The organism is Kitasatospora kazusensis (assembly GCF_039529945.1).
GTDB lineage: Bacteria > Actinomycetota > Actinomycetes > Streptomycetales > Streptomycetaceae > Kitasatospora > Kitasatospora kazusensis.
This window is the reverse complement of sequence record NZ_BAAANT010000058.1, coordinates 1-20,683: the sequence shown is the minus strand read 5'-3', so window position 1 is coordinate 20,683 and position 20,683 is coordinate 1. Positions and strand designations below refer to the sequence as shown.

19 protein-coding genes and 1 riboswitch are annotated in these 20,683 nt (G+C 73.1%); of the genes, 13 read left to right on the top strand and 6 right to left on the bottom strand.

The window, feature by feature from the left end; genetic code table 11:
* Window positions 1–80: 80 nt before the first annotated feature.
* Together ABD330_RS29460 and ABD330_RS29455 are read right to left on the bottom strand one after the other, a co-directional pair.
* Window positions 81–362 carry an Lrp/AsnC ligand binding domain-containing protein gene (locus tag ABD330_RS29460; RefSeq protein ID WP_344469238.1) on the bottom strand — a complete coding sequence of 94 codons (282 nt, stop codon included), beginning with the start codon at window positions 360–362 and terminating at the stop codon, window positions 81–83.
* Window positions 359–1,165, bottom strand: a complete 807-nt coding sequence (locus ABD330_RS29455; protein ID WP_344469237.1) for a rhomboid family intramembrane serine protease — start codon at window positions 1,163–1,165, stop codon at window positions 359–361. The genes ABD330_RS29460 and ABD330_RS29455 overlap by 4 nt, the downstream gene beginning before the upstream one ends.
* A 161-nt stretch (window positions 1,166–1,326) precedes the next feature.
* Between ABD330_RS29455 and ABD330_RS29450 the strand changes: the two genes are divergently transcribed.
* From ABD330_RS29450 to ABD330_RS29425, 6 genes are all read left to right on the top strand, one after another.
* Window positions 1,327–1,566 carry a hypothetical protein gene (locus tag ABD330_RS29450; protein WP_344469235.1) on the top strand — a complete coding sequence of 80 codons (240 nt, stop codon included), beginning with the start codon at window positions 1,327–1,329 and terminating at the stop codon, window positions 1,564–1,566.
* A gap of 199 nt (window positions 1,567–1,765) precedes the next feature.
* On the top strand, window positions 1,766–3,220 hold the full coding sequence (locus ABD330_RS29445) for an NYN domain-containing protein (protein ID WP_425555682.1): 1,455 nt from the start codon (window positions 1,766–1,768) through the stop codon (window positions 3,218–3,220).
* A 244-nt stretch (window positions 3,221–3,464) separates the two neighbouring features.
* Window positions 3,465–4,487, top strand: coding sequence for a C40 family peptidase (locus ABD330_RS29440; RefSeq protein ID WP_344469232.1), 1,023 nt, complete (start codon window positions 3,465–3,467; stop codon window positions 4,485–4,487).
* A 368-nt stretch (window positions 4,488–4,855) separates the two neighbouring features.
* Window positions 4,856–5,021: riboswitch (cyclic di-AMP (ydaO/yuaA leader) on the top strand.
* Window positions 5,022–5,031: 10 nt separating this feature from the next.
* Window positions 5,032–6,120 carry a C40 family peptidase gene (locus tag ABD330_RS29435; RefSeq protein WP_344469230.1) on the top strand — a complete coding sequence of 363 codons (1,089 nt, stop codon included), beginning with the start codon at window positions 5,032–5,034 and terminating at the stop codon, window positions 6,118–6,120.
* 243 nt (window positions 6,121–6,363) lie between these two features.
* A complete protein-coding gene (locus tag ABD330_RS29430) occupies window positions 6,364–7,431 on the top strand; it encodes a C40 family peptidase (protein ID WP_344469228.1) in 1,068 nt (355 codons plus the stop codon).
* 359 nt (window positions 7,432–7,790) lie between these two features.
* On the top strand, window positions 7,791–8,771 hold the full coding sequence (locus tag ABD330_RS29425) for a hypothetical protein (RefSeq protein ID WP_344469227.1): 981 nt from the start codon (window positions 7,791–7,793) through the stop codon (window positions 8,769–8,771).
* A 146-nt stretch (window positions 8,772–8,917) separates the two neighbouring features.
* Here ABD330_RS29425 and ABD330_RS29420 read toward each other — a convergent pair whose 3' ends face one another.
* The gene (locus ABD330_RS29420; RefSeq protein ID WP_344469225.1) at window positions 8,918–10,297 is read right to left on the bottom strand and encodes a glycosyltransferase 87 family protein; all 1,380 of its coding nucleotides are present in this window, start codon (window positions 10,295–10,297) and stop codon (window positions 8,918–8,920) included.
* Window positions 10,298–10,510: 213 nt separating this feature from the next.
* Between ABD330_RS29420 and ABD330_RS29415 the strand changes: the two genes are divergently transcribed.
* Window positions 10,511–11,647 (top strand): glycosyltransferase family 4 protein, encoded by a 1,137-nt coding sequence (locus tag ABD330_RS29415; RefSeq protein WP_344469224.1) that lies wholly within the window; start codon window positions 10,511–10,513, stop codon window positions 11,645–11,647.
* Window positions 11,648–11,749: 102 nt separating this feature from the next.
* Here the strand turns inward: ABD330_RS29415 and ABD330_RS29410 are convergent, their stop codons facing one another.
* Window positions 11,750–13,543, bottom strand: coding sequence for an AMP-dependent synthetase/ligase (locus tag ABD330_RS29410; protein WP_344469221.1), 1,794 nt, complete (start codon window positions 13,541–13,543; stop codon window positions 11,750–11,752).
* Window positions 13,544–13,804: 261 nt separating this feature from the next.
* On the opposite strand from ABD330_RS29410, the gene ABD330_RS29405 reads away from it, so the two are divergent.
* The 5 genes from ABD330_RS29405 to ABD330_RS29385 all read left to right on the top strand — a co-directional run bounded on the left by ABD330_RS29405 (window position 13,805) and on the right by ABD330_RS29385 (window position 17,924).
* Window positions 13,805–14,236, top strand: coding sequence for an SRPBCC family protein (locus ABD330_RS29405; protein WP_344469219.1), 432 nt, complete (start codon window positions 13,805–13,807; stop codon window positions 14,234–14,236).
* Window positions 14,236–15,411, top strand: a complete 1,176-nt coding sequence (locus ABD330_RS29400; protein ID WP_344469217.1) for an ArsA family ATPase — start codon at window positions 14,236–14,238, stop codon at window positions 15,409–15,411. Before ABD330_RS29405 ends, ABD330_RS29400 begins: the two co-directional genes overlap by 1 nt.
* A 216-nt stretch (window positions 15,412–15,627) precedes the next feature.
* Window positions 15,628–15,924: a DUF5304 family protein gene (locus tag ABD330_RS32590; protein ID WP_425555679.1), complete on the top strand. Its 297-nt coding sequence runs from the start codon at window positions 15,628–15,630 to the stop codon at window positions 15,922–15,924.
* A 195-nt stretch (window positions 15,925–16,119) separates the two neighbouring features.
* A complete protein-coding gene (locus ABD330_RS29390) occupies window positions 16,120–17,061 on the top strand; it encodes an ROK family glucokinase (RefSeq protein ID WP_344469215.1) in 942 nt (313 codons plus the stop codon).
* 89 nt (window positions 17,062–17,150) lie between these two features.
* Window positions 17,151–17,924 carry an endonuclease/exonuclease/phosphatase family protein gene (locus ABD330_RS29385; protein WP_344469213.1) on the top strand — a complete coding sequence of 258 codons (774 nt, stop codon included), beginning with the start codon at window positions 17,151–17,153 and terminating at the stop codon, window positions 17,922–17,924.
* 215 nt (window positions 17,925–18,139) lie between these two features.
* Here the strand turns inward: ABD330_RS29385 and ABD330_RS29380 are convergent, their stop codons facing one another.
* Both ABD330_RS29380 and ABD330_RS29375 read right to left on the bottom strand, forming a co-directional pair.
* Window positions 18,140–18,712, bottom strand: a complete 573-nt coding sequence (locus tag ABD330_RS29380; RefSeq protein WP_344469211.1) for a hypothetical protein — start codon at window positions 18,710–18,712, stop codon at window positions 18,140–18,142.
* A gap of 53 nt (window positions 18,713–18,765) precedes the next feature.
* Window positions 18,766–19,527 carry an alpha/beta hydrolase gene (locus ABD330_RS29375; RefSeq protein ID WP_344469209.1) on the bottom strand — a complete coding sequence of 254 codons (762 nt, stop codon included), beginning with the start codon at window positions 19,525–19,527 and terminating at the stop codon, window positions 18,766–18,768.
* A 246-nt stretch (window positions 19,528–19,773) separates the two neighbouring features.
* On the opposite strand from ABD330_RS29375, the gene ABD330_RS29370 reads away from it, so the two are divergent.
* Window positions 19,774–20,622: a lysophospholipid acyltransferase family protein gene (locus tag ABD330_RS29370; RefSeq protein WP_344469256.1), complete on the top strand. Its 849-nt coding sequence runs from the start codon at window positions 19,774–19,776 to the stop codon at window positions 20,620–20,622.
* Window positions 20,623–20,683 lie beyond the last annotated feature (61 nt).

Below are 20,683 nucleotides of genomic sequence, written 5' to 3'. Positions count from 1 at the left end.
CCGGTGGCTCTCAGCGGAGCGGCAACGGTCCGAGCCTTCCGATTTCGCGCAGTTCCCCGCGCCCCTGGGGGGACTCCCCGTCAGTCTTCGAGGCCGAGGGCGAAGGCGGCTTCCAGGTCGTGCTGGGAGTAGGTGCGGAAGGCGATCTGGGTCTCGGTGTGCTCGACTCCGGGGACCTTGTTGAGCTTGCCGGGGATCACCGCCGCCAGGTCGTCGTGGCGCCGGACCCGGACCATCGCGACCAGGTCGTAGCCGCCGGTCACGGAGTAGACCTCGCTGACGCCCTCGATGGCGGCGATCGCCTCGGCGATCTCGGGGATCCGGTCGACGCTGGTCTTGATGAGCACGATCGCGGTGATCACTCTGGGGCTCCTGTCCGTGGGGGTCGCCGCCAGCGTATCGGGAGTGCGGTGCCGGCCCAGGCGGCCAGGTAACCGGCGGTGAAGCCGATGACGTGGACGAGGTACGCCACGCCGGGCCCGCCCGAGTGCACCGACCACCACTGCAGGACGAACCACAGGCCCAGCACCAGCCAGGCCGGGAGGCGCAGCGGCAGGAAGAACAGCAGTGGGACGAGCGTCGTCACCCGGGCCTTCGGGTAGAGCCGCAGGTACGCGCCGAGCACCCCGGCGATCGCGCCCGAGGCGCCGACCAGGGCCCGTACCGAGTCGGTGGAGCCCGCCTCGGCCACCGCGTAGCCGTACGTCGCGAGGTAGCCGACGCAGAGATAGAGGAGCAGGAAGCGCACCCGGCCGAACCGCTCCTCGACGCCGGGGCCGAAGACGAAGAGGAAGAGCACGTTGCCCAGCAGGTGCAGCCACCCGGCGTGCACGAACAGCGAACTGAGCACCGACAGCACCGGGATCTTGTGCGGCGCGGGGGAGACCGTGCAGCCCGGCACCACGGGGGGCAGCTCGGCGAGCTGACCGGCCGTCAGCGGCCGGCCGCCGATCAGCTCGGCGGGGACGGCGCCCCAGCGCTGCTCGTACCGCTGCTCGGCGCAGACCCGCGCCGGGCCGGTGCCGTAACGCGGGTTCAGCCCGAAGCTCGGGCCGGTCAGCAGGACGAGTGCGCCGAGCGCGATGAGCCCGAGGGTGACGACCGCCGGCCGGCCGGGCGGGCCGGTGTCCCGGGTGGCGGGCTGGTCGAGGACGGGAGTCACCATGCCTGCGAGCATTCCTCGGGCCGCCGGGCCTGACACCGTGTTGTCCTGCAAGCGGGTGAACGCGGTGAGCTCAGGACCGGTGGACGGCGGTTCACCGGCAGGCAATAGGCTTGGCGCATCCAGACCTGTCCGGACCTGGGTGACAGCCGAGAGGAACCCCGATGACCATCGCCATCCCCACCGCTGAGACCCGCTGGCGCTGCACGCTCTGCGGCAACCTGACCCGCTTCGACGTGACCAGGTCCTCGCGGGTGATCGAGTTCCTGCACTTCGACCTCGCGGGCGAGTCCAAGGTGGAGGAGACCGAGGTGCTCGCCGAGACCGTGGAGTCGGTGCGCTGCCGCTGGTGCAACGCGGTGGACCAGGTCGAGCTGGTGGACCGCCCGGGCTCCGAGGAGTAGCAGCCGGAGTGTGGCGTGGTCCCGGGTGGGGCACGGTACCCGGGACAATTGCAGAGAGCGGTGTGTTTGAGGGCAGCGGCAACCGGCCGTACGGACCCCGCAGAGCAGAATCGGAGCCGAGGACGTGGTGGACGCAGCGAGGGGGCCAGCCGAGCCGCAGGGGCAGCCGCCCGCTGAGCCGCAGGCCGGGCCCGGTCCGATGCCCGGGGCGGTGCCCCCGGACGCCCCTGAGGCGGCGGCCGGTGCTCCGGTGGCCGACGCCCCGGCAGGGGAGAACACCGCAGGGGAGGCTCCCGCAGGGGAGGACGCCGCCGGGCAGCCCGCCCCGGCGCAGCCCGCCGCGGCCGAACACCTGGACCGGCCGCTGCCCGAGGGCGTCCGCCGCCGGGTGGTCGGCATCGCCGCCGACGCGCTCGGCGGCCTGGCCCCGGCCGACCTGCCGGCCTCGCTGCGCCAGTACGCCAAGTTCACCCCGGCCCGCCGGGCCAAGTACGCGGGCACCGCGCTGGCCGCCGCGCTGGAGTCCGAGCCGGCGTTCCGGGTACGGATAGCGGAGCGGCTGCGCCTGGGGCAGCCCGACCTGGTCAAGGCGCTGGAGGCGGGTACCGTCCCCGGCGCCGCCGACCCGATGGACGTGGCCGCCGCCGCCTACCTGATCCGCCCGACGGGCTGGAGCCGGCTGGTCGCCGAGGCGGGCGAGCTGGTCGAGCGGGCCGGGGCCGAGGGGATGGCCGCCGAGGCCACCCGGCTGGTGGAGAAGCTCCAGGCCGAGCTGGCCGAGCTGCGCTCGCAGGCGCGGGCGGACCTGGAGCGGCAGCGGGTCGACGCCGAGGGCGTCCGCCGGGAGGCCGACTCGCTGCGCAAGAAGGTCCGCAGCCTGGAGAGCGACACCCGCCGGGCCCAGGCGGAGGTCCGCAGGCTGCAGTCCGAGCTGGACGCGGCCAAGGCCTTGACCGCCGCCGAGCGCAGCGCGGCCGAGAGCGAGGCGCGGCGGCTGCGGCACCGGGTCTCCGAGCTGGAGACGGCGTTGGAGGCGGGCCGCCGCTCGGCCCGTGAGGGCCGTACCGTCGAGGAGATGCGGCTGCGGCTGCTGCTGGACACCGTGCTCCAGTCGGCCCAGGGCCTCCAGCGGGAGCTGGCGCTGCCGGTCTCCCAGCTCCATCCGGCCGACCTGGTGGAGGCCGTGGTGCCGAGCTCCGCCTCCCCGCACGACGTCGCCCGCCGGGCGCTCGCCGAGGACGACCCGGCCCTGCTGGACCAGCTGCTGGCGATCCCTCAGGTCCACCTGGTGGTGGACGGCTACAACGTCACCAAGACCGGCTACCCGGCGCTGCCGCTGGAGCAGCAGCGGATCAGGCTGCTCGGCGGCCTGGCGATGCTCGCCCAGCGCACCCAGGCCGAGGTCACCTGTGTCTTCGACGGCCAGGACCTGGACGTCCCGGTCATCATGGCACCCCCGCGCGGGGTGCGGGTGCGGTTCAGCCGTACCGGCGAGACGGCGGACGAGCTGATCCGCCGCCTGGTCCGGGCCGAGCCGCAGGGGCGTCCGGTGGTGGTGGTGTCCGCCGACAAGGAGGTCGCCGACGGTGTCCGCAAGGCGGGTGCCCGGCCGGTGGCCTCGGTCCTGCTGCTCAACCGGCTGGCCCGGGCCTGAGTGCGGGTCTCCGGGTCCGCCCTCCATCTGCCGGTCGGCCTGAACCGCGGGAATTCTTGACGGCTGTTCAAGGACAGCCGTGGCGATGCTGTGTCCGTCCGGTGAATCCCGCCGGGAGTCGGTGGTTCGTGACGGGAGGGGAGTGGCGCGAGCCTGCCATCGTCACCTAGGGTCTGGCGTCAAACCTATTTTCCGGACAGTCGCCCGAACGGGGTCGGTCCAGCAGGAAGAAGGAGCAAGTCCCTTGGCCTCCCACCGCCGTCCCAAGCAGCCGAGCCGTGCACGGGTCACCGTGCTGACTGCGGCCGCCGCGACCGCGGTCGCCCTGTCCGCCCAGGTGAGCGCGCACGCGGCGCCCGCCAAGCCGTCCACGGACGAGGTCAAGGCGCAGATCGACAAGCTGACCCAGGACCAGGAGCAGGCCTCCGAGGTCTACGACGGCGCCAAGGAGCGGGCCGACCAGCTGCGCCAGCAGGCCGCCCAGCTCCAGGACCAGGTCGCCCGCGGCCAGGACCAGATGACCCAGCTGGAGGTCGGCCTCTCGGCCGTGGCCGGTGAGCAGTATCGTTCCGGCGGCATCGACCAGTCGGTCGCCCTGATGCTCTCCGCCGACCCGGCGAACTACCTCCAGCAGGCCTCCAGCGCCGACCAGATCACGGCCACCGAGGCCGAGACCCTGAAGTCGCTGAAGGACCAGCAGCGCCGGCTCGACCAGGAGAAGCAGGAAGCCGCGGACGTGCTCGCGCAGCTGGACCGCAGCACCCAGACCCTGAACGACGCCAAGTCCCAGGTCCAGCAGAAGCTCCAGCAATCCCGGACTCTGCTGAACTCGCTCAGCGCCGCCGACCGCGCCGCGGTGGTGGGCGACCGGGCCTCGCGCAGCGACGCCCGCTACGACCTCGGCAGCCTCCCGCAGCCGGGCGGCTACGCCGGTGCCGCCGTGGCCGCCGCGATGAGCCGACGCGGCGACGCCTACGTGTGGGGGGCCACCGGCCCGACCACCTTCGACTGCTCGGGCCTGATGCAGTGGGCGTACGCGCAGGCCGGTGTGTCGATCCCGCGCACCTCGCAGGAGCAGGCCACCATCGGCACGGGCGTCACGCTGGCCGAGGCCCAGCCGGGCGACCTGGTCATCTTCTTCAACGACCAGCACCACGTCGGGATGTACATCGGCAACGGCCTGGTGGTGCACGCGCCGAAGACCGGTGACGTGGTCAAGGTGATGCCGGCGGACACGCTGACGATCAGCACCATCCGCCGGGTCTGAGCCGGTCCTCTCCCGCCGTCCCGGCAAAGCGGACATTTGCCTACGGTTCGCCGCAACTGACGCACGATGACACCGATGGGCCCGTCGAGACGTCCTGTGATCCGGGACACCCTCGACGGGCCTGTCCGCTGTCCGGGGGCTGAGGATTTGTCAGCCCATCGTGCGGATTCCGTCACACTCGGTCGCTCCTGCCGGAAAAACTGGCTCATATTCAGAGTTTTTTCTGACAAGGATTTGAACCGATCACGGGTTGGTTACTAGGGTCATGGTTCGAACCACCGCACGGTCGATCACCCAGCCAGGGTGACGGCGGTGGTTACCGCCGAGTCCGAGAAGCAGCACGGCAGCTCGACTGCCGCACCGGGAGACATCCGGGGACGCTGTGTATCGGAGCCGGGGAACCACGTTCCTCGGGGTGAATCGGCGCCAGGTCGACGACCGCCGCAACTGGGCGGACGTCGGTGAGGCGTCGTAGGGCATCTCTTCCAGCCCGAACCCGTCAGCTCACCCGGTAGGCGGATGTAGGAAGAAGGAGCCCGCCTCCGTGGCGTCCCATCGTCGTCCCAAGCCCGCCAGCCGCACCCGCGTCTCGATCATGACCGCGGCCGCGGCCACCGCCGTGGCCCTGTCCTCGCAGGCCGGCGCCCACGCCGACCCCGCGCCGACCAAGGACCAGGTCAAGGCCCAGGTCGACCAGCTGCACCTCCAGGCCGAGGCCGCCACCGAGAAGTACGACGGGGCGACCGAGAAGGAGCAGACCCTGCAGAAGCAGGTCAGCACCCTCCAGGACCAGGTGGCCCGGCAGCAGGACCAGGTGAGCACCCTTCAGAGCAGCCTGGGCGCGCTCGCCGCGGAGCAGTACCGCAACGGCGGCATATCGCCCACCGTGCAGCTGATGCTCTCCAGCAGCCCGGACTCCTTCCTCACCCAGGCCGGTTCGCTGGACCAGCTCGGTGCCTCGCAGGCCGACGCGCTGAAGACGCTCAAGGGCGAGCAGGCCAAGCTCGACCAGGAGAAGGCCGAGGCGCAGCAGAAGCTCGCCGAGCTGGACTCGACGACCAAGAGCCTCAAGGCCGACAAGGACGACGTCCAGGCCAAGCTGGCCCAGGCTCAGGCGCTGCTGAACTCGCTGACCCAGCAGGAGCGCGACGCGCTGGCCCAGGCCGACGCCAAGGCCGCCGCCGACTCGGCCGCCGCCGCCAAGGCCGCGTCCGCCGCCGCCTCGACGGACCGGGCCTCGCGCAGCAGCTCCCGCCCGGACCTCGGCACCACCGCCCCGGCCGGCTCGTACGCCGCCACTGTGATCGCCGCCGCCGAGAGCAGGATCGGCCGTCCCTACCACATGGGCGACACCGGACCGGACTCCTTCGACTGCTCGGGCCTGATGCTGTGGTCGTTCGCCCAGGCGGGTATCTCGCTGCCGCGCACCTCGGAGGAGCAGTGGCACGCCGGTACGAACCTCGGCACCGACCTCTCCGTCGCCCAGCCCGGTGACCTGATCATCTTCAACGGCGGCGGGCACGTCGGCCTGTACGTCGGCGGCGGCCAGGTCGTCCACGCCCCGCACGAGGGCGCGTTCGTCCGCTACGAGACCGCCAGCTACATGTCGGTCACGGCCATCGTCCGGATCTGACGCCCGTTCGGCCCCTTCGCGTCTGCTCGCAGGCCCGGCTTCCCCACCTCGGTGTGGGGGCCGGGCCTGCGGCGTTTCCGGCCGACCGGCCTGGTGTCCGATTAGTGGTCAAATATTCGATGTTGTAGGCGTTTGGACTAGATCGCCGCGACTCGCTAACGTCTGCCCCCGGACCTCCGTGAGGACGACCGCCCGGCCCGGGCGGCGGCGGCGGTCCCGCCGCAGGGATGGAGCCGTCGCCGGATGCCGATGAACCGCCGTTCCCCGCTGCCGGGCGTGAACCGGCTGGCCCGGGCGCTGGTGCTCACCGCGGCCGCCACCAGCGCGCTCGGTCTGGTGGTCGGCGGCGGCGCCGCCCAGGCCGCCCCCGGGGCGCCCGCCGAGCCACCGTCCAAGAAGGACGTCAAGGCCCGGGTCGACCAGCTCTACGACGAGGCCGAGCAGGCTTCGGAGAAGGTCAACAAGGCCGCGGAGTACCAGAAGCGGCTGCAGGGCGAGACCGACGCGCTGCAGAGCGAGGTGGCGGCCGGCCAGGACGAGCTCAACCGGCTGCGTACCGACCTCGGCGCGGTCGCGGCCGCCCAGTACCGGGCGGGCGGCATGGACCCGACCGTCCAGCTGATGCTGGACTCCGACCCGGCCGCCTACCTCAGCCGGGCCCGCACCCTGGACCAGGCCGCCGAGCGGCAGCGGGACACCCTGCACCAGCTGCTCGACCGCCAGCGCCGGCTGGACCAGCGCCGGGCGGAGACCACCGCCAAGCTCGGCGAACTGGACCAGGTCCGCCGTTCCCTTGCGGAGAGCAAGCGCGACGTCCAGCAGCGGCTGTCCCAGGCCCAGCAGCTGCTGAACAGCCTCGGCGAGGAGGAGCGGGCCCGGCTCGCCGCCCAGGACGCCCAGGAGGCCGAGAACCGCGCCACCCGGGGCACCGACCGGATCGACCTCGGCAACCAGGCCGCCCCCTCCGACCGCGCCGCCGCCGCGCTGGCGGCGGCCGTCGGGAAGATCGGCTCGCCCTACGTCTACGGATCCACCGGGCCCGGGTCCTTCGACTGCTCCGGTCTGATGTACTGGGCCTGGCGGCAGGCGGGAGTGAGCCTGCCGCGCACCTCGCAGGAACAGGCCAACGCGGGGCAGCGAGTGAGCCTGTCCGAGGCGAGACCGGGAGACCTGGTGATCTTCTACAGGGACGCGCACCATGTCGGGATGTACGCCGGCGACGGCGTCGTCGTGCACGCCCCCTACCCGGGCGCCCGGGTCCGCTACGAGAGCGTCAGCCACATGCCGGTCAGCGCGGTGGTCCGGCCCTGAGCACCGACGGCGCAGCGGTCGAGGAGCGCGAACCAACGGCGGGCGACCCCGGTGAACCGGGCGAACAGCTGGTCGGCGACCTGCCCCGGACCACCGGGTCGGGCCGCCCGCCGCTGTCCCGGCGCGGTGCGCTGCTGCTCGCCGCAGGCGGGCTGGCCCAGCTCTCGCTGCCGCTCGGCAGCCCCCCGGCGACCGGCGTCACCGGGGCCGCCGCGCCGCCCTCCGTCCGCCCGGCCGTCGAGGCGCTGCTCGCCCGGCGCTCCGGGGCCCTGCTCGCGCAGGACCGGGCCGGGCTGCTCGCCACCGTCGCACCCGAGGCCGGGCCGGCCCAGCAGCAGGCGTACGAGCGCCTGGCACAGGTGCCGTTCGCGGCGGCCGACTACCGGCTGACCTCCTTCACCGAGCCGGAGCCCGGGCGCACGGAGCCGCTCACCGCCACCGCCGAGTTCGCCTACCGCCTGCGGGACAACGACGAGTACCCGGCGGTGCTCACCCGCACCCTGTCCTTCGTCCGGCTCGGGGGCGGCTGGCTGCTCTCCGGGGACGAGCCCCTCGGGCCCGCCGCGCTCTGGGACCTGGGCGTCGTCCGGGTGGCCCGTGGCGCGCACAGCCTGCTGCTCGGCCTGGACGACCAGAGCGGCCTGGCCCCGACGGTGGCGCTGCTGGACCGGGCGGTGCCGGCCGTCAGCGAGGTCTGGGGCAGCGGATGGGCCGGGCGGCTGGTGGCCGAGATACCCGGCTCCGAGCAGCAGTTCGCCCGGCTGCTGGGCGTCCGCGCCGAGGACTACCAGGGCATAGCCGCCGTCACCACCGCCGCCGCCGGAGCCCCCCACCGCACCGCGGCCGACCGGGTGCTGCTCAACCCGGACGCGTACGCGATCCTCAGTGACCTGGGCCGCCGGGTCGTCACCACCCATGAGACCACCCACGTCGCGACCCGGGCCGACACCAAGCCCTGGACGCCCCTCTGGCTCTCCGAGGGCGTCGCCGACTACACCGGGTACCGGGGGACGGACCGCACCCCCCGGCAGGTGGCCCCGGAGCTCGCCAAGGACGTCCGGGCGGGCCGCCTCCCCAAGGCCCTCCCCGCCGACGCCGACTTCACCGCCGGCTCCGCCGGCATCGCCCAGGCCTACGAACTCGGCTGGTCGGCCTGCTCCCTGATCGCCGCCGACCACGGCGAGAGCCGGCTCGTCGCCTTCTACCGCGAGGTCGGCGCCCGGCCCCCGGGCGCCGACCGTGACCAGTGGCTGGACGCCCTGCTCAAGGCCCAGCTGGGCCTGAGCCTGGCCGCGTTCGTCCAGCACTGGACCGCCTGGCTCCGGGACACCCTGGGCTGACGCCCCGGTCGGTGAGCACCCAGCAGGGGCGCGGGGAACTTTGCGCTCACGGGCAACCACAGCAGGGGCGCGGGGAACTGCGCGATCAACCGTGCACCTTCGTCGTGCCCTGGTCGCGCAGTTCCCCGCGCCCCTGGTGGGAACCCCTACTTGCCCGCAGGGGCCGCGGTGTCGATTCCGTCCAGCAGGTGCTGCTCGTAGGCGATGCCCGGGCGGACGGGGTAGCTGCCGGGGGTGGCGGCCTCCAGGGCGGGGAGGACGACGGTGCGGGCCGGCTCGGGGGCGCGGGTGGAGCGCCAGAGGCGGCGGCAGGAGAGCAGGGTGGCGGCGAGCAGCAGCAGGTTCCGCAGGGTGAGGACGGCCACGCCCATCGGCTGGCTGGCGTGCACCTGGCCGAAGAGCACCGGGAACTCCAGCGTGGTGACGGCGGTGGCGGCCAGGATCAGCAGCGCGACCGGCTTCTGGCTGGTACCCCGGACGGTCAGGCAGACCGCCGCGATCCCGACCAGCCAGACCAGGTACTGCGGGCTGATCACCCGGCTGGTGACGGTGAACACCAGCAGCGCCGCCAGCGCGGCGTCGTACGTGGTGGAGGGCTGCCAGCGCTGGGCGCGCAGCCGCCAGAGCAGCAGCCAGCCGAAGCCGAGCACGGTGGCCGCCACCGAGACCTTGGAGATCACCGAGACCCACGGGCCGAGCATCTCCAGCGAGCCGTAGTTCATCGACACCTGCCCGTGCCAGCCGCCCGCGAGGCGGGCGAAGTGCAGCGGCAGGGCGCTCACCGACTCGACCTCGATACCCCGGTTCGCCTGGAACTTCAGGAACTCGAAGGCGCCGTTCATGCCGGCCGCGAGGAGGAAGGCCAGCGAGCCGAGGGCGGCCAGCGCGGAGGTCCAGGAGCGCTTGGTCCGGCGGCCGCGCGGCGTGCCCGCGAGGGCCAGCACCGGCCAGACCTTCACCAGCCCGCCCAGCCCCAGCAGCACCCCGCCGAGCGCCGGGCGCCGCAGCACGGCCAGCAGCCCGGCCACCGCGACGGCGGTGACGATGATGTCGTACCGGCAGTAGACCGTCGGCCCGAGCAGCGGCACCCCCGCGACCCAGACCCAGGCGCCGGTGAAGCTGCGGCCCTTGCGCGTGCCGGCCCGCATCAGCAGGCCCATGGCGAGTGCGTCGAAGACGCCGCAGAGCACGAAGAACGAGATCAGGTAGGACCAAGGCAGCATCCCGGGCAGCATGATCACCAGTGCCGCGCCGGGCGGGTACTGCCAGGTGACGTCGTCCAGCGGGAAGGTGCCGGTCTGCAGGACCTCGTACCAGCCGTGGTAGATCACCGAGACGTCGGCGGTGACGTCGGCCCCGGAGATCTTGATGATGCCGAGCACCATCAGGACGATCAGTACCCGGGTGACGATCCAGCCCGCACCCAGCCCCCAGAGTGCGCCACCGGCCTGCGGGGGAGCCGCAGACAGCGCGGTGCTGCCGCTGTTGCCGGTGGTGCCGGGGTCGCCGGCCGGAACCAACTCCACTTCGCTCCCTCGTTCGTCTCGGATGCCACACGCGGGCGTCACTCACCGCAAGCGTTCCGAGCTTGCTGCCCCCGGCCGCTCCGGCAGACTGACGGAGCGACCTTCTTCGAACGGTGCGTGGCCTGATGGCGTTCCCGACGAGCGGTGGTGGTGACCTATGGTACGGATCACCGACCGGTACACCGAGCACCCCCCGACCGAGCGAGCCGTGGCATGCACAAGACCCTGATCGTCACGAACGACTTCCCGCCCCGTCCTGGCGGGATCCAGGCCTTCGTCCACAACATGGCCGTCCGGCAGCCGGCCGGGAGCATTGTGGTGTACGCCTCGTCCTGGCGGGACGGCGGTGAGACCGCGCGCTTCGACGCCGAGCAGCCCTTCCAGGTGATCCGGGACCGGACGAAGATGATGGTGCCGACACCCAGAGTGACCAGGCGGGCGGCCGAGATCCTCAGGGCGGAGGGCTGCGACTCGGTCTGGTTCGGGGCCGCCGCGCCGCTCGGCCTGATGGCCCCCGCGCTGCGCCGGGCGGGCGCCGGGCGGCTGCTCGGCATGACGCACGGCCACGAGGCGGCCTGGGCCCAGCTGCCGGGCTCCCGGCAGTTGCTGCGCCGGATCGGCGCGGGCACCGACACGCTCACCTACCTCGGCGAGTACACCCGCTCGCGGATCGCAGCGGCCGTCGGGCCGGAGGCGGCGAAGCGGATGGTGCAGCTGCCGCCGGGCGTCGACGAGCAGACCTTCCGGCCGGACTCCGGCGGTGCCGAGGTGCGGGCCCGGCTCGGGCTCACCGACCGTCCGGTGGTCGTCTGCGTCTCGCGGCTGGTGCCGCGCAAGGGACAGGACACCCTGATCACCGCGATGCCGCAGATCCTGCGCGACGTGCCGGACGCGGTCCTGCTGATCGTCGGCGGCGGCCCCTACCAGGCCGATCTGGAGAAGCTGGCCGAGGCGACCGGGGTGGCCTCCTCGGTGCGGTTCACCGGCGCCGTGCCGTGGGCGGAGCTGCCCGCGCACTACGGGGCCGGTGACGTCTTCGCGATGCCGTGCCGGACCCGCCGGGGCGGCCTCGACGTGGAGGGCCTGGGAATCGTCTACCTGGAAGCCTCCGCGACCGGGCTGCCGGTGGTGGCCGGGGACTCCGGCGGGGCCCCGGACGCCGTCCTGGAGGGCGAGACGGGGTACGTCGTCCCGGGCCGCTCGGCGGACGTGCTGGCCGAGCGGATCGTCCGGCTGCTCCACGACGAGGCGCTCCGGGCCCGGATGGGCGAGGCCGGCCGCCGCTGGGTCGAGCGCTCCTGGCGCTGGGACACCCTCGCGGGGCGGCTCACGTCCCTCCTGGCGGCGTGAACCCCAAGGGGCGCGGGGTCCTGCGCGACCGGGGCACGATATCCGTGCACGGTTGGTCGCGCAGCACCCCGCGCCCCTCGAAAAGCCCCGCGGGGCCGGGCCTCAGCGCTGGTAGAGCGCCTCGATCTCGGCCGCGTAGTCCTTCAGCACCAGGTTGCGCTTGAGCTTGAGCGAGGGCGTCAGGTACCCGCTGGCCTCGGAGAACGAGGTGTCGAGCAGCCGGAACTTCTTGACCGCCTCGGCGTGCGAGACGGCGAGGTTGCCGTCGTCCACGGCCGACTGGAGGGCGGCCAGCAGGTCGGCGTCCTCGGACAGCTCGGCCAGGGTGGCGGCGGCGGGCTTGCCGTTGAGCTCCTTCCACTTGGGGAAGAACTCCTCGTCCACGGTGACCAGACAGGCGATGAACGGCCTGCGGTCGCCGACCACCATCACCTCGCCGACCAGAGCGTGCGCCCGGATCCGGTCCTCGATCACGGCGGGGGCGACGTTCTTGCCGCCGGCCGTGACGATGATCTCCTTCTTCCGGCCGGTGATCACGATGAAGCCGTCCGCGTCGAGGGTGCCCAGGTCGCCGGTGGCGAACCAGCCGTCCCGCAGCGCCTCGGCGGTGGCCGTCGGGTTGTTCCAGTAGCCCTTGAACACCTGCGGGCCCTTGAACATCACCTCGCCGTCCTCGGCGATCCGCACCGTGGAGCCGGGCAGCGGCTGGCCGACCGAGCCGATCCGCGGGGTGTCGTGCGGGTTGAACGCCGTCGCCCCCGCCGTCTCGGTCAGGCCGTAGCCCTCCAGCACGGTGAAGCCGATGCCCCGGTAGAAGTGGCCCAGCCGCTCGCCGAGCGGCGCGCCGCCGGAGATCGCGTGGGTGGCCCGGCCGCCCAGCGCCGCCCGCAGCTTGCCGTAGACCAGCCGGTCGAAGACCTTGTGCTTGAGCTTGAGCACCAGCGAGGGGCCGCCCGCGTCCAGCGCCCGGCTGTAGGCGATGGCGGTGTCGGCGGCCTGGTCGAAGATCTTGCCCTTGCCGTCGGTCTGCGCCTTGGCTCTGGCGGTGTTGAAGACCTTCTCGAACACCCGGGGCACGCCCAGGATCAGCGTCGGACGGAAGGAGGCCAGCTCGGCCGTGACGTCCTTGATGTCCGAGACGTGGCCCAGCTTGATCGGCGCTATGGCCGCGGCGATCTCGGCGATCCGGCCCAGCACGTGCGCCAGCGGCAGGAAGAGCAGGACGGAGCTGTCGCCGGTCCGGAACAGCGGCGCCAGCCGGTCGGTCACGTTGCCCAGCTCGGCCAGGAAGTTCCCGTGGGTCAGCTCGCAGCCCTTGGGGCGCCCGGTGGTGCCGGAGGTGTACACGATGGTGGCGAGCGAGTCGGCCGTCGGGATCGCGCGCCGCTCGGCCACCGTGGCGTCGGCGACCTCGCGGCCCGCCTCGGCGAGGGCCGCCAGTGCGCCCCGCTCGATCTGCCAGGTGTGCTTCAGCTCCGGCAGGCTGTCCCGCAGGCCGGCCACCACGGCGGCGTGGGTGTCGGTCTCGGTCACCACCGCGACGGCGCCGGAGTCGCCGAGGATCCACTGCACCTGCTCGGCCGAGGAGGTCTCGTACACCGGCACGGTCACCGCGCCCGCGCACCAGATCGCGAAGTCCAGCAGCGTCCACTCGTAGCGGGTGCGCGACATCACGCCGACCCGGTCGCCGGGCGCGATGCCGGCGGCGATCAGGCCCTTGGCGGCGCTGTGCACCTCGGCGAGGAACTGGACAGCCGTCAGGTCCGTCCACGTGCCGTCGGCCTTGCGGCTCAGCACGGCGACATCCGGGTGCTGCTCGGCGTTCTGGTGGACGAGGTCGGAGAGGTTACCGCCGCTCGGTACCTGGTAGCGGGCCGGAAGGCTGAACTCGAGCAAGGCTGCTCCTCGTCTGCGACGCTGCGGGACGGCAGGACGTTACTGCCCGGTAGGTGGATTCGGCCAGGGGAGTCGGCTCCGGTGTTCGAAGAGTCACACCGCAGGTCCCGGCCCGGATGGTTCCGTCTCGCACCATATGACAGTGCGCCGGTAACCCGCCGGTAACGGGCGCGGCCCCGACGCCCCACGGGGCGGTGCCGTACCCCGGGCGCGATAACCTGCCCTGGGCGCACACCTGACGAAGACGCGGAGGACCGTTCCATGGCGGAACACACCAGGTCGAGCATCACCATCGCCGCGACCCCGGCCGAGGTGATGGCCGTGATCGCCGACTTCGCCGCCTACCCGGAGTGGACGGGCGAGGTCAAGGAGATCGAGGTGCTGGCGACCGCCGCCGACGGCCGGGCCGCCGAGGTGCGCCTGCTGCTGGACGCGGGCGCGATCCGCGACGAGCACGTGCTCGCCTACACCTGGGACGGCGACCGCGAGGTCGGCTGGACCCTGGTGAAGAGCCAGATGCTCCGCTCGCTGGACGGCTCCTACAGCCTCGCCGCGGTCTCCGGCGGTACCGAGGTGACCTACCAGCTCGCGGTCGACGTGAAGATCCCGATGCTGGGCATGATCAAGCGCAAGGCGGAGAAGGTCATCATCGACCGGGCCCTGGCCGGCCTGAAGAAGCGCGTCGAGGGATAGTGGCAGCCCGGACGATCCTGGTCAGCGGCGACGGCTCGGCGCTGGTCGCCGCCGCCACCGCGCTGCACTCCGCGCAGCGGGGCCGCCGGACCCTGCTGCTCGCCGCCGACGACCCGCACCGCACCGTCGACGCCGTGCTCGGCGTCCGGCTCGGCGAGCACCCCGTCCGGTACGCCGAACACCTCTCGGCGGCCCGGGTCGACGAGCAGGCGGCCTTCCGCGGCGCGCTCGGCGAGCTCGGCGGACGCCTCGCCCCGGCACTCGACCTGATCGGCGCCGACCCGCTCGACCCCGAGGAGCTCACCCCGCTCCCCGGAACGCGGCACCTCGCGCTGCTCCGCGCGCTGCGCACCGCCGACGCCGACGTCCTGGTGGTCGCGGCACCGCAGCCCGCCGAACTGATCGCCGCGCTCGCCCTGCCCGAACAGCTCGACCGGTACCTCGCCCGCCTGGTGCCCGAGCAGCGCCAGGCCGCCCGCGCCCTGCGCCCGCTGCTGGCCGCCTTCGCCGGGCTGCCGGCACCCGCCGAGTGGCTGTACGAGGCGCGCGGCTGGGCCGCGAAGGCGCTGGCCGAGGCCCGCGCGGTGATCGAGGCTCCCGGCACCTCCGTCCGCCTGGTCCTGGACGCCGAGACCCACAGCCCCGACGAACTGCGCCGGATCCGCGCCGGACTCGCCCTGCACGGGCACCGGCTGGACTCGCTGGTCGCCCACCGCGCGCTGCCCGAGGCGGCCCTCCACTCGCCCGACCCCTGGCTCGCGGCGCTCGCCACCCGCCAGCACGAGCGGCTCGCCGAGCTGGCCGGCGACTTCGACGTACCCGTGCTGGTCTGCCGCCGGCCCGAAGCCACCCTGGAGGGCGTCGCCGCCGAGCTGTACGGCGACGACGACGGCCCGGCCCCGCACGGGACGCCCTGGCCGGTCGAGGACCGGCTCGCCGCGGACGGGCTGCTGATCTGGCGGCTCGCCCTCCCCGGCGCGGACCGGGCCGACCTCGACCTCGTCCGGCGCGGCGACGAACTGGTGGTCGGCATCGGCGGATACCGCCGGGTGCTGGCGCTGCCCTCCGCTTTGCGCCGCTGTACGGTCAGCGGCGCGGGGTTGGCGGACGGCACCCTCTCCGTCCGCTTCACCCCGGACCCGGCGCTCTGGCCTGCGCAGACGCTCACGCAGTAACCAGGCACCACCCAGGGGCGCGGGTAACTGCGCGACCGAGGCACGACGTCCGTGCACGGTTGCGCGCGCAGTTCCCCGCGCCCCTGTTCTGGTTGCCCGTGTGCACACGGTTGGGCTGCGCCCCCGTGCGTACGGATGGGCCGCCGCCCATCCGGTAGCGTCGGCGGACATCGCGGTGGCCGACGGTGGCTGCTGCCGCCCCCGAGGGAGTGCCCGATGGCCGATGAACCGCAGACCGACCAGGACGTGAAGTCCGACCAGCCGTTCGGCGCGGGGTTCGACCCGTTGGTCGAGGAGGTCCGCAGGTTCGCGGCGGTCGTGGGGGAGAAGGCCCAGGAGCTGGGCGGCCGGCTGCGTGAGCAGAATCCGGAGGTGTACGGCCATCTCGCCGCCGCCGGAGGCGAGCTGCTCGCCGCCTACCGGGCTGTGGTCGCCGGGCAGGAGCGCCGCTGGGCGGCCCCCGGACACGCCGACGGTGAGCGCATCGACCTTGACGAGCCGTCAGACAAGTAGTGAACTCGCAGTTCAGCACCCGTGGCAGAGCGGTCCCGATCAGTCACCCACCGAAGGAAATCGTACGACTTTTGAAGTCCTAAAGTTCGCTTTGCGGCAGATTGTCTTCGGATAATGTAGGCAGCGGTGTGTACGCGGGCCCGCTCAGCGGGTACCGTTCCGCTCAGCGGGAACGAGTGAATAGCTGAGGGACACATGGCTCTGACCATCGGCGTCGATGTCGGCGGGACGAAGATCGCGGCCGGCGTGGTCGACGAGAACGGCGAGATCCTGGCGCGGACTCGGGTACCCACCCCGGCCGACCCCCAGTGGGCGGTCGACGCGATCGCGCAGGCGGTGCGCGAGCTCCGGGAGAAGTACCCCGAGGTGGCCGCCGTGGGTGTCGGAGCCCCCGGGTTCGTCGACCGGGACCGCTCCACCGTGATCTTCGCGCCCAACATCGCGTGGGAGAACGAGCCGCTGAAGAGCCGGATCGAGGAGCTGACCGGCCTCGGTGCCGTGGTCGAGAACGACGCCAACTGCGCCGCCTGGGCGGAGTTCCGCTTCGGTGCGGCGGCCGCGCACTCCGACATGGTGCTGATCACCGTCGGCACCGGCATCGGCGGCGGCATCGTCCTGGACGGGCGGCTGCACCGCGGCCGGTTCGGCGTGGCCGGGGAGATCGGCCACCTCAACATGGTGCCGGACGGCCTGCCCTGCGGCTGCGGCGGCAAGGGCTGCTGGGAGCAGTACGGCTCCGGCCGCGCGCTGCGCCGCTACGGGCGGGAGAAGGCGGCCGCCGACCCGATCGCCGGCAAGCGGATGCTGGAGCTCAACGACGACGTCGCCGAGACCATCCGGGGCATCCACATCACCGAGGCGGCCCAGGACGGCGACCCGCTCGCCCTGGAGTGCTACGACGAGCTGGCCGACTGGCTGGGCCGGGGTATGGCCGACCTCGCCGCGCTCTTCGACCCGGGCGTCTTCGTGCTGGGCGGCGGGGTCTCCGACTCCGGCCGTCTGCTGCTCGACCCGGTCGCCAAGGCGTACGAGACGTACCTGACCGGCGGGGTGCACCGGCCGCGCGCGGAGGTCGTGCTGGCCTCGATGGGCTCGGCGGCGGGCATCGTCGGCGCGGGGGACCTGGCCCGGATCTGACGTCCCGTCCGGCGTCCGGTGCGATGTCCCACGGACGAATACGGCGAGTTGGGGGCGGGCGTCCCCGGCTCGCCGTTAGCCTTGGCCGGGTGAGCCTGCCGACGGTGCTGCCCGCCCTGCCGCCCTCCGGGGACGATCCCGACGGTGGACGGGTGGTCAGGCTGCTCAGCTACAACATCCGCTCGCAGCGCGACGACCGGCAGGCCCTGGTCCGGGTGATCCGGGCCTGCGCCCCCGACCTGGTCTGCATCCAGGAGTCGCCGCGCTACTGGCGGCCGGAGGGCCAGGCGGCCTGGCTCGCCCACGAGACCGACCTGGTCATCCTCTCCGGCGGCGGCCGGATCGCCGCCGGGCCATTGCTGCTCGGCACGCTCGGGGTGGACGTCCTGGAGACCCGCGACCGGCTGCTCCCCAAGACCCGGCGGCTGCACGCCCGGGGCTTCGCCACCGCGCTGGTCCGGGTCGGCGGCTCGGCGCCGTTCGCCGTGACCAGCTGCCACCTGAGCGTCGACCCCGAGGAGCGGCTGCGTCAGTTCGCCCTGCTGCCGGGCCAGTTCGGGCCGGGCGAGCACGGCGTCATCGGCGGAGACTTCAACGAGCACCCCGAGGACCCGGGCTGGCGGCGGCTGGCCGAGGACTTCCAGGACGCCCACGTGGCCGCGCCCTGGGGCGGCACCTACACCTCCGCGCCGGGCGACCCGTACCAGCGCCTGGACGCCTTCTTCGCCACCCCGGGCCTGCGCGTCCTGGCCAGCGGCGTCCCGCAGGGGATGCCCGGCATCTCCCCGGCCGACCTGGTGACCGCCACCGACCACCTCCCGGTGCTGGCCGTCCTGCGGGTGCCACCGGCCGGCGCCGCCTGACGGGCCGCACGCTGGACACCCAGTAGTCGTGGGAGGCGGTCAGCCGCTGCTCCGCCCACGGCCAGGGCAGCAACCCGGTGCCCTGGCCGGCGGGGAGGATGCCGTACCCGGGCATGTGCGGGCGGTCGGCGGTCGGGCCGGTCATCGGCCTCACCTCCCCGGGCGGGTTCGCGAGTCTGCCTCTGCCGACTCTACGACCCGCGCCGGGGCCGGGCTCAGACGACCGCGCCGCCGGTCGGGTCCGGGGGCTCGTCCTCGTCGTGGTCCTTCATCCGGACGACCAGGGTGACGAAGCCGCCGAGGAAGGCGGAGACGCCGACCCAGGCCGGCCAGCCCGAGACCTCGCGCCAGAACAGGGCGTCGAAGAGCAGCAGGGCCGGGCCGCCGAGGACGGCGAGCCAGGCGAACTTGGCCGTGGTGTCGGCCGGCGGCAGCGGCGGGGGCTCCGGGGGGACGAAGTGGCCCTCGTCCGGGTCCTCGGCGGCCTGGTAGTCGCGCGGGCCCCGGTCGGACGGCGTGGACGGCGAGGCCGGACGCGGCCGGGGCTGCGGGGCCAGGTCGGCGAGGTCGTTCTTCGAGCGGAGGTTCTCGATCTCCGGCCACGCGGGGTCGTTCAGATCCACCGGGTCGTCGAACTGGGCGACCAGGGCCGCGAAGATCGCGTCCTGCTCGGCCTGGCTGCCCGCCGCGGGACGGCGTACCGGCTCGCCCGCGGGCTCGCCCCGGGCACCGCCCAGCGCGCCGCCGTCCGCGGGCAGCTCCTCGTCGCCGCCTGTCGCCCCGCTCATCAGCACTGCCTCTCGCGCACGGCCGGCCCTTCAGCCCTGGTGGTTCTCGGCACTCACAGTTCGGCGGTCGCCGGGGTCAGCCGCCGGATGAAATCGAGGCTCGCCCCGAAGATCAGCTCGGCGTCGTGGTCCAGCGTCGCCACGTGGTAGCTGCGCTCGCAGAGCAGCTCGGTCACATCGGTCGAGGATATCCGCGCGAGCACCAACTCCGAGTTGGCCGGCGAGACCACATGGTCCTGCGGGCTGTGCAACAGCAGCACCGGCTGCCGTATTTCCGGGAGTTCGGCCTGCACGGTCTGCCACAGCCGGGTCAGTGACCAGGCGGCGTGCAGCGGCGTCCGGTCGTAGCCGACCTCGGTGGACCCCTCCAGCGCGATGTCGTTGGCGACACCGGGCAGGCTCGGCACCACGTGCCGCAGCACGGGCAACAGCACACTTGCGGGGTTGTCCGAGCGGACGGACGGGTTGACGAGCACCAGCCCGGACACGGCGGAGCCGTGCTGGGCGGCCAGGTGCAGGGCCAGTGAGCCGCCCATCGAGAGGGCGCAGACGAAGACCTGCTCGCAGCTCGCCGTCAACTCCCGCAGCGCACGGTCGGCCTCGGCGTACCAGTCCTCCCAACGGGTGGTCTGCATGTCCTGCCAGCGGGTGCCGTGGCCCGGCAGCAGCGGCAGCGAGACGGTGTACCCGGCCTCGACCAGCCGGTCGGCCCACGGCCGGAGCGACTGGGGGGAGCCGGTGAACCCGTGGACGAGCAGCACCCCGATCGGCCCGCCCCGGTGCTGGAAGGGTTCTGCGCCGGGAAGCAGCGGCATCTTCGGGCTCCTTTGAGCGGGTGCGCGGGTGAGGGTGCGGGGGTGTCCGCAGCGGGACTCGCCGGGGGACCTGCGAGCCGTGCGGGCGTTCGGGCACTGGGCCGGAGCCGCATCGTCCCACGGGCCGCCCGCGCCGTACAGCCCGGCCGCGGGGCCCGACCGGACCGCCGGTGCACGACCGGCAGCCGGTAAGCATTAGGATCGACCGGTCCGCATAACAGGAGGCACCGGTTGTTCTACCGAGTGATGAAGTTGATCGTCGCACCGCTGTTGCGGATCTTCTTCCGGCCGTGGATCGAGGGTGCCGAGAACATCCCCGACGACGGGCCCGCGATCATCGCGAGCAATCACCTCTCCTTCTCGGACTCCTTCTTCCTGCCCGCGCTGATGAAGCGCCGGGTGACTTTCATCGCGAAGGCGGAGTACTTCAACACCCCCGGGCTCAAGGGCAAGCTCACCGCCGCCTTCTTCAAGGGCGTCGGCCAGCTGCCGGTGGACCGGTCGGGTGTCCGGGGGGCCGGCGAGGCCGCGATCCGCAGCGCCGTCGCCGTGATCGAGCGCGGTGAGCTGTTCGGGGTCTACCCCGAGGGCACCCGCTCGCCCGACGGCAAGCTCTACCGGGGCAAGGTCGGCGGCCTGGCGCGCGTCGCACTGGCCACCGGCGCGCCGGTGATCCCGGTCGCGATGATCGACACCGAGAAGGTCCAGCCGCCCGGCCAGGTGGTGCCGAACTTCGGCATCCGCCCGGGCATCCGGATCGGCCGTCCGCTCGACTTCTCCCGCTACCAGGGCATGGAGAACGACCGTTTCATCCTGCGTTCGGTCACGGACGAGGTGATGTACGAGATCATGCGGCTGTCCGGCCAGGAGTACGTCGACATCTACGCCACCGCCGCCAAGCGGCAGCTGACCGACGACAAGAAGCGCGCGGAGGCCGAGCGCAAGGCGGAGCAGAAGGCCGAGCAGAAGGCGCTCAAGGCCCAGCAGGAGGCGGAGAAGGCCGAGGCCGCGGCCGCCGCCGAGGCCGAGAAGGCCGCCGCGGAGAAGGCCGACGCCGAGAAGGCCCAGGCCGACAAGCCGGCCGACGAGGTCTGAACCGCACCTTCCGGGGCGCGGGGGACGTGCGACCTGGCTCCTGCCGGAGCCTGGTCGCACG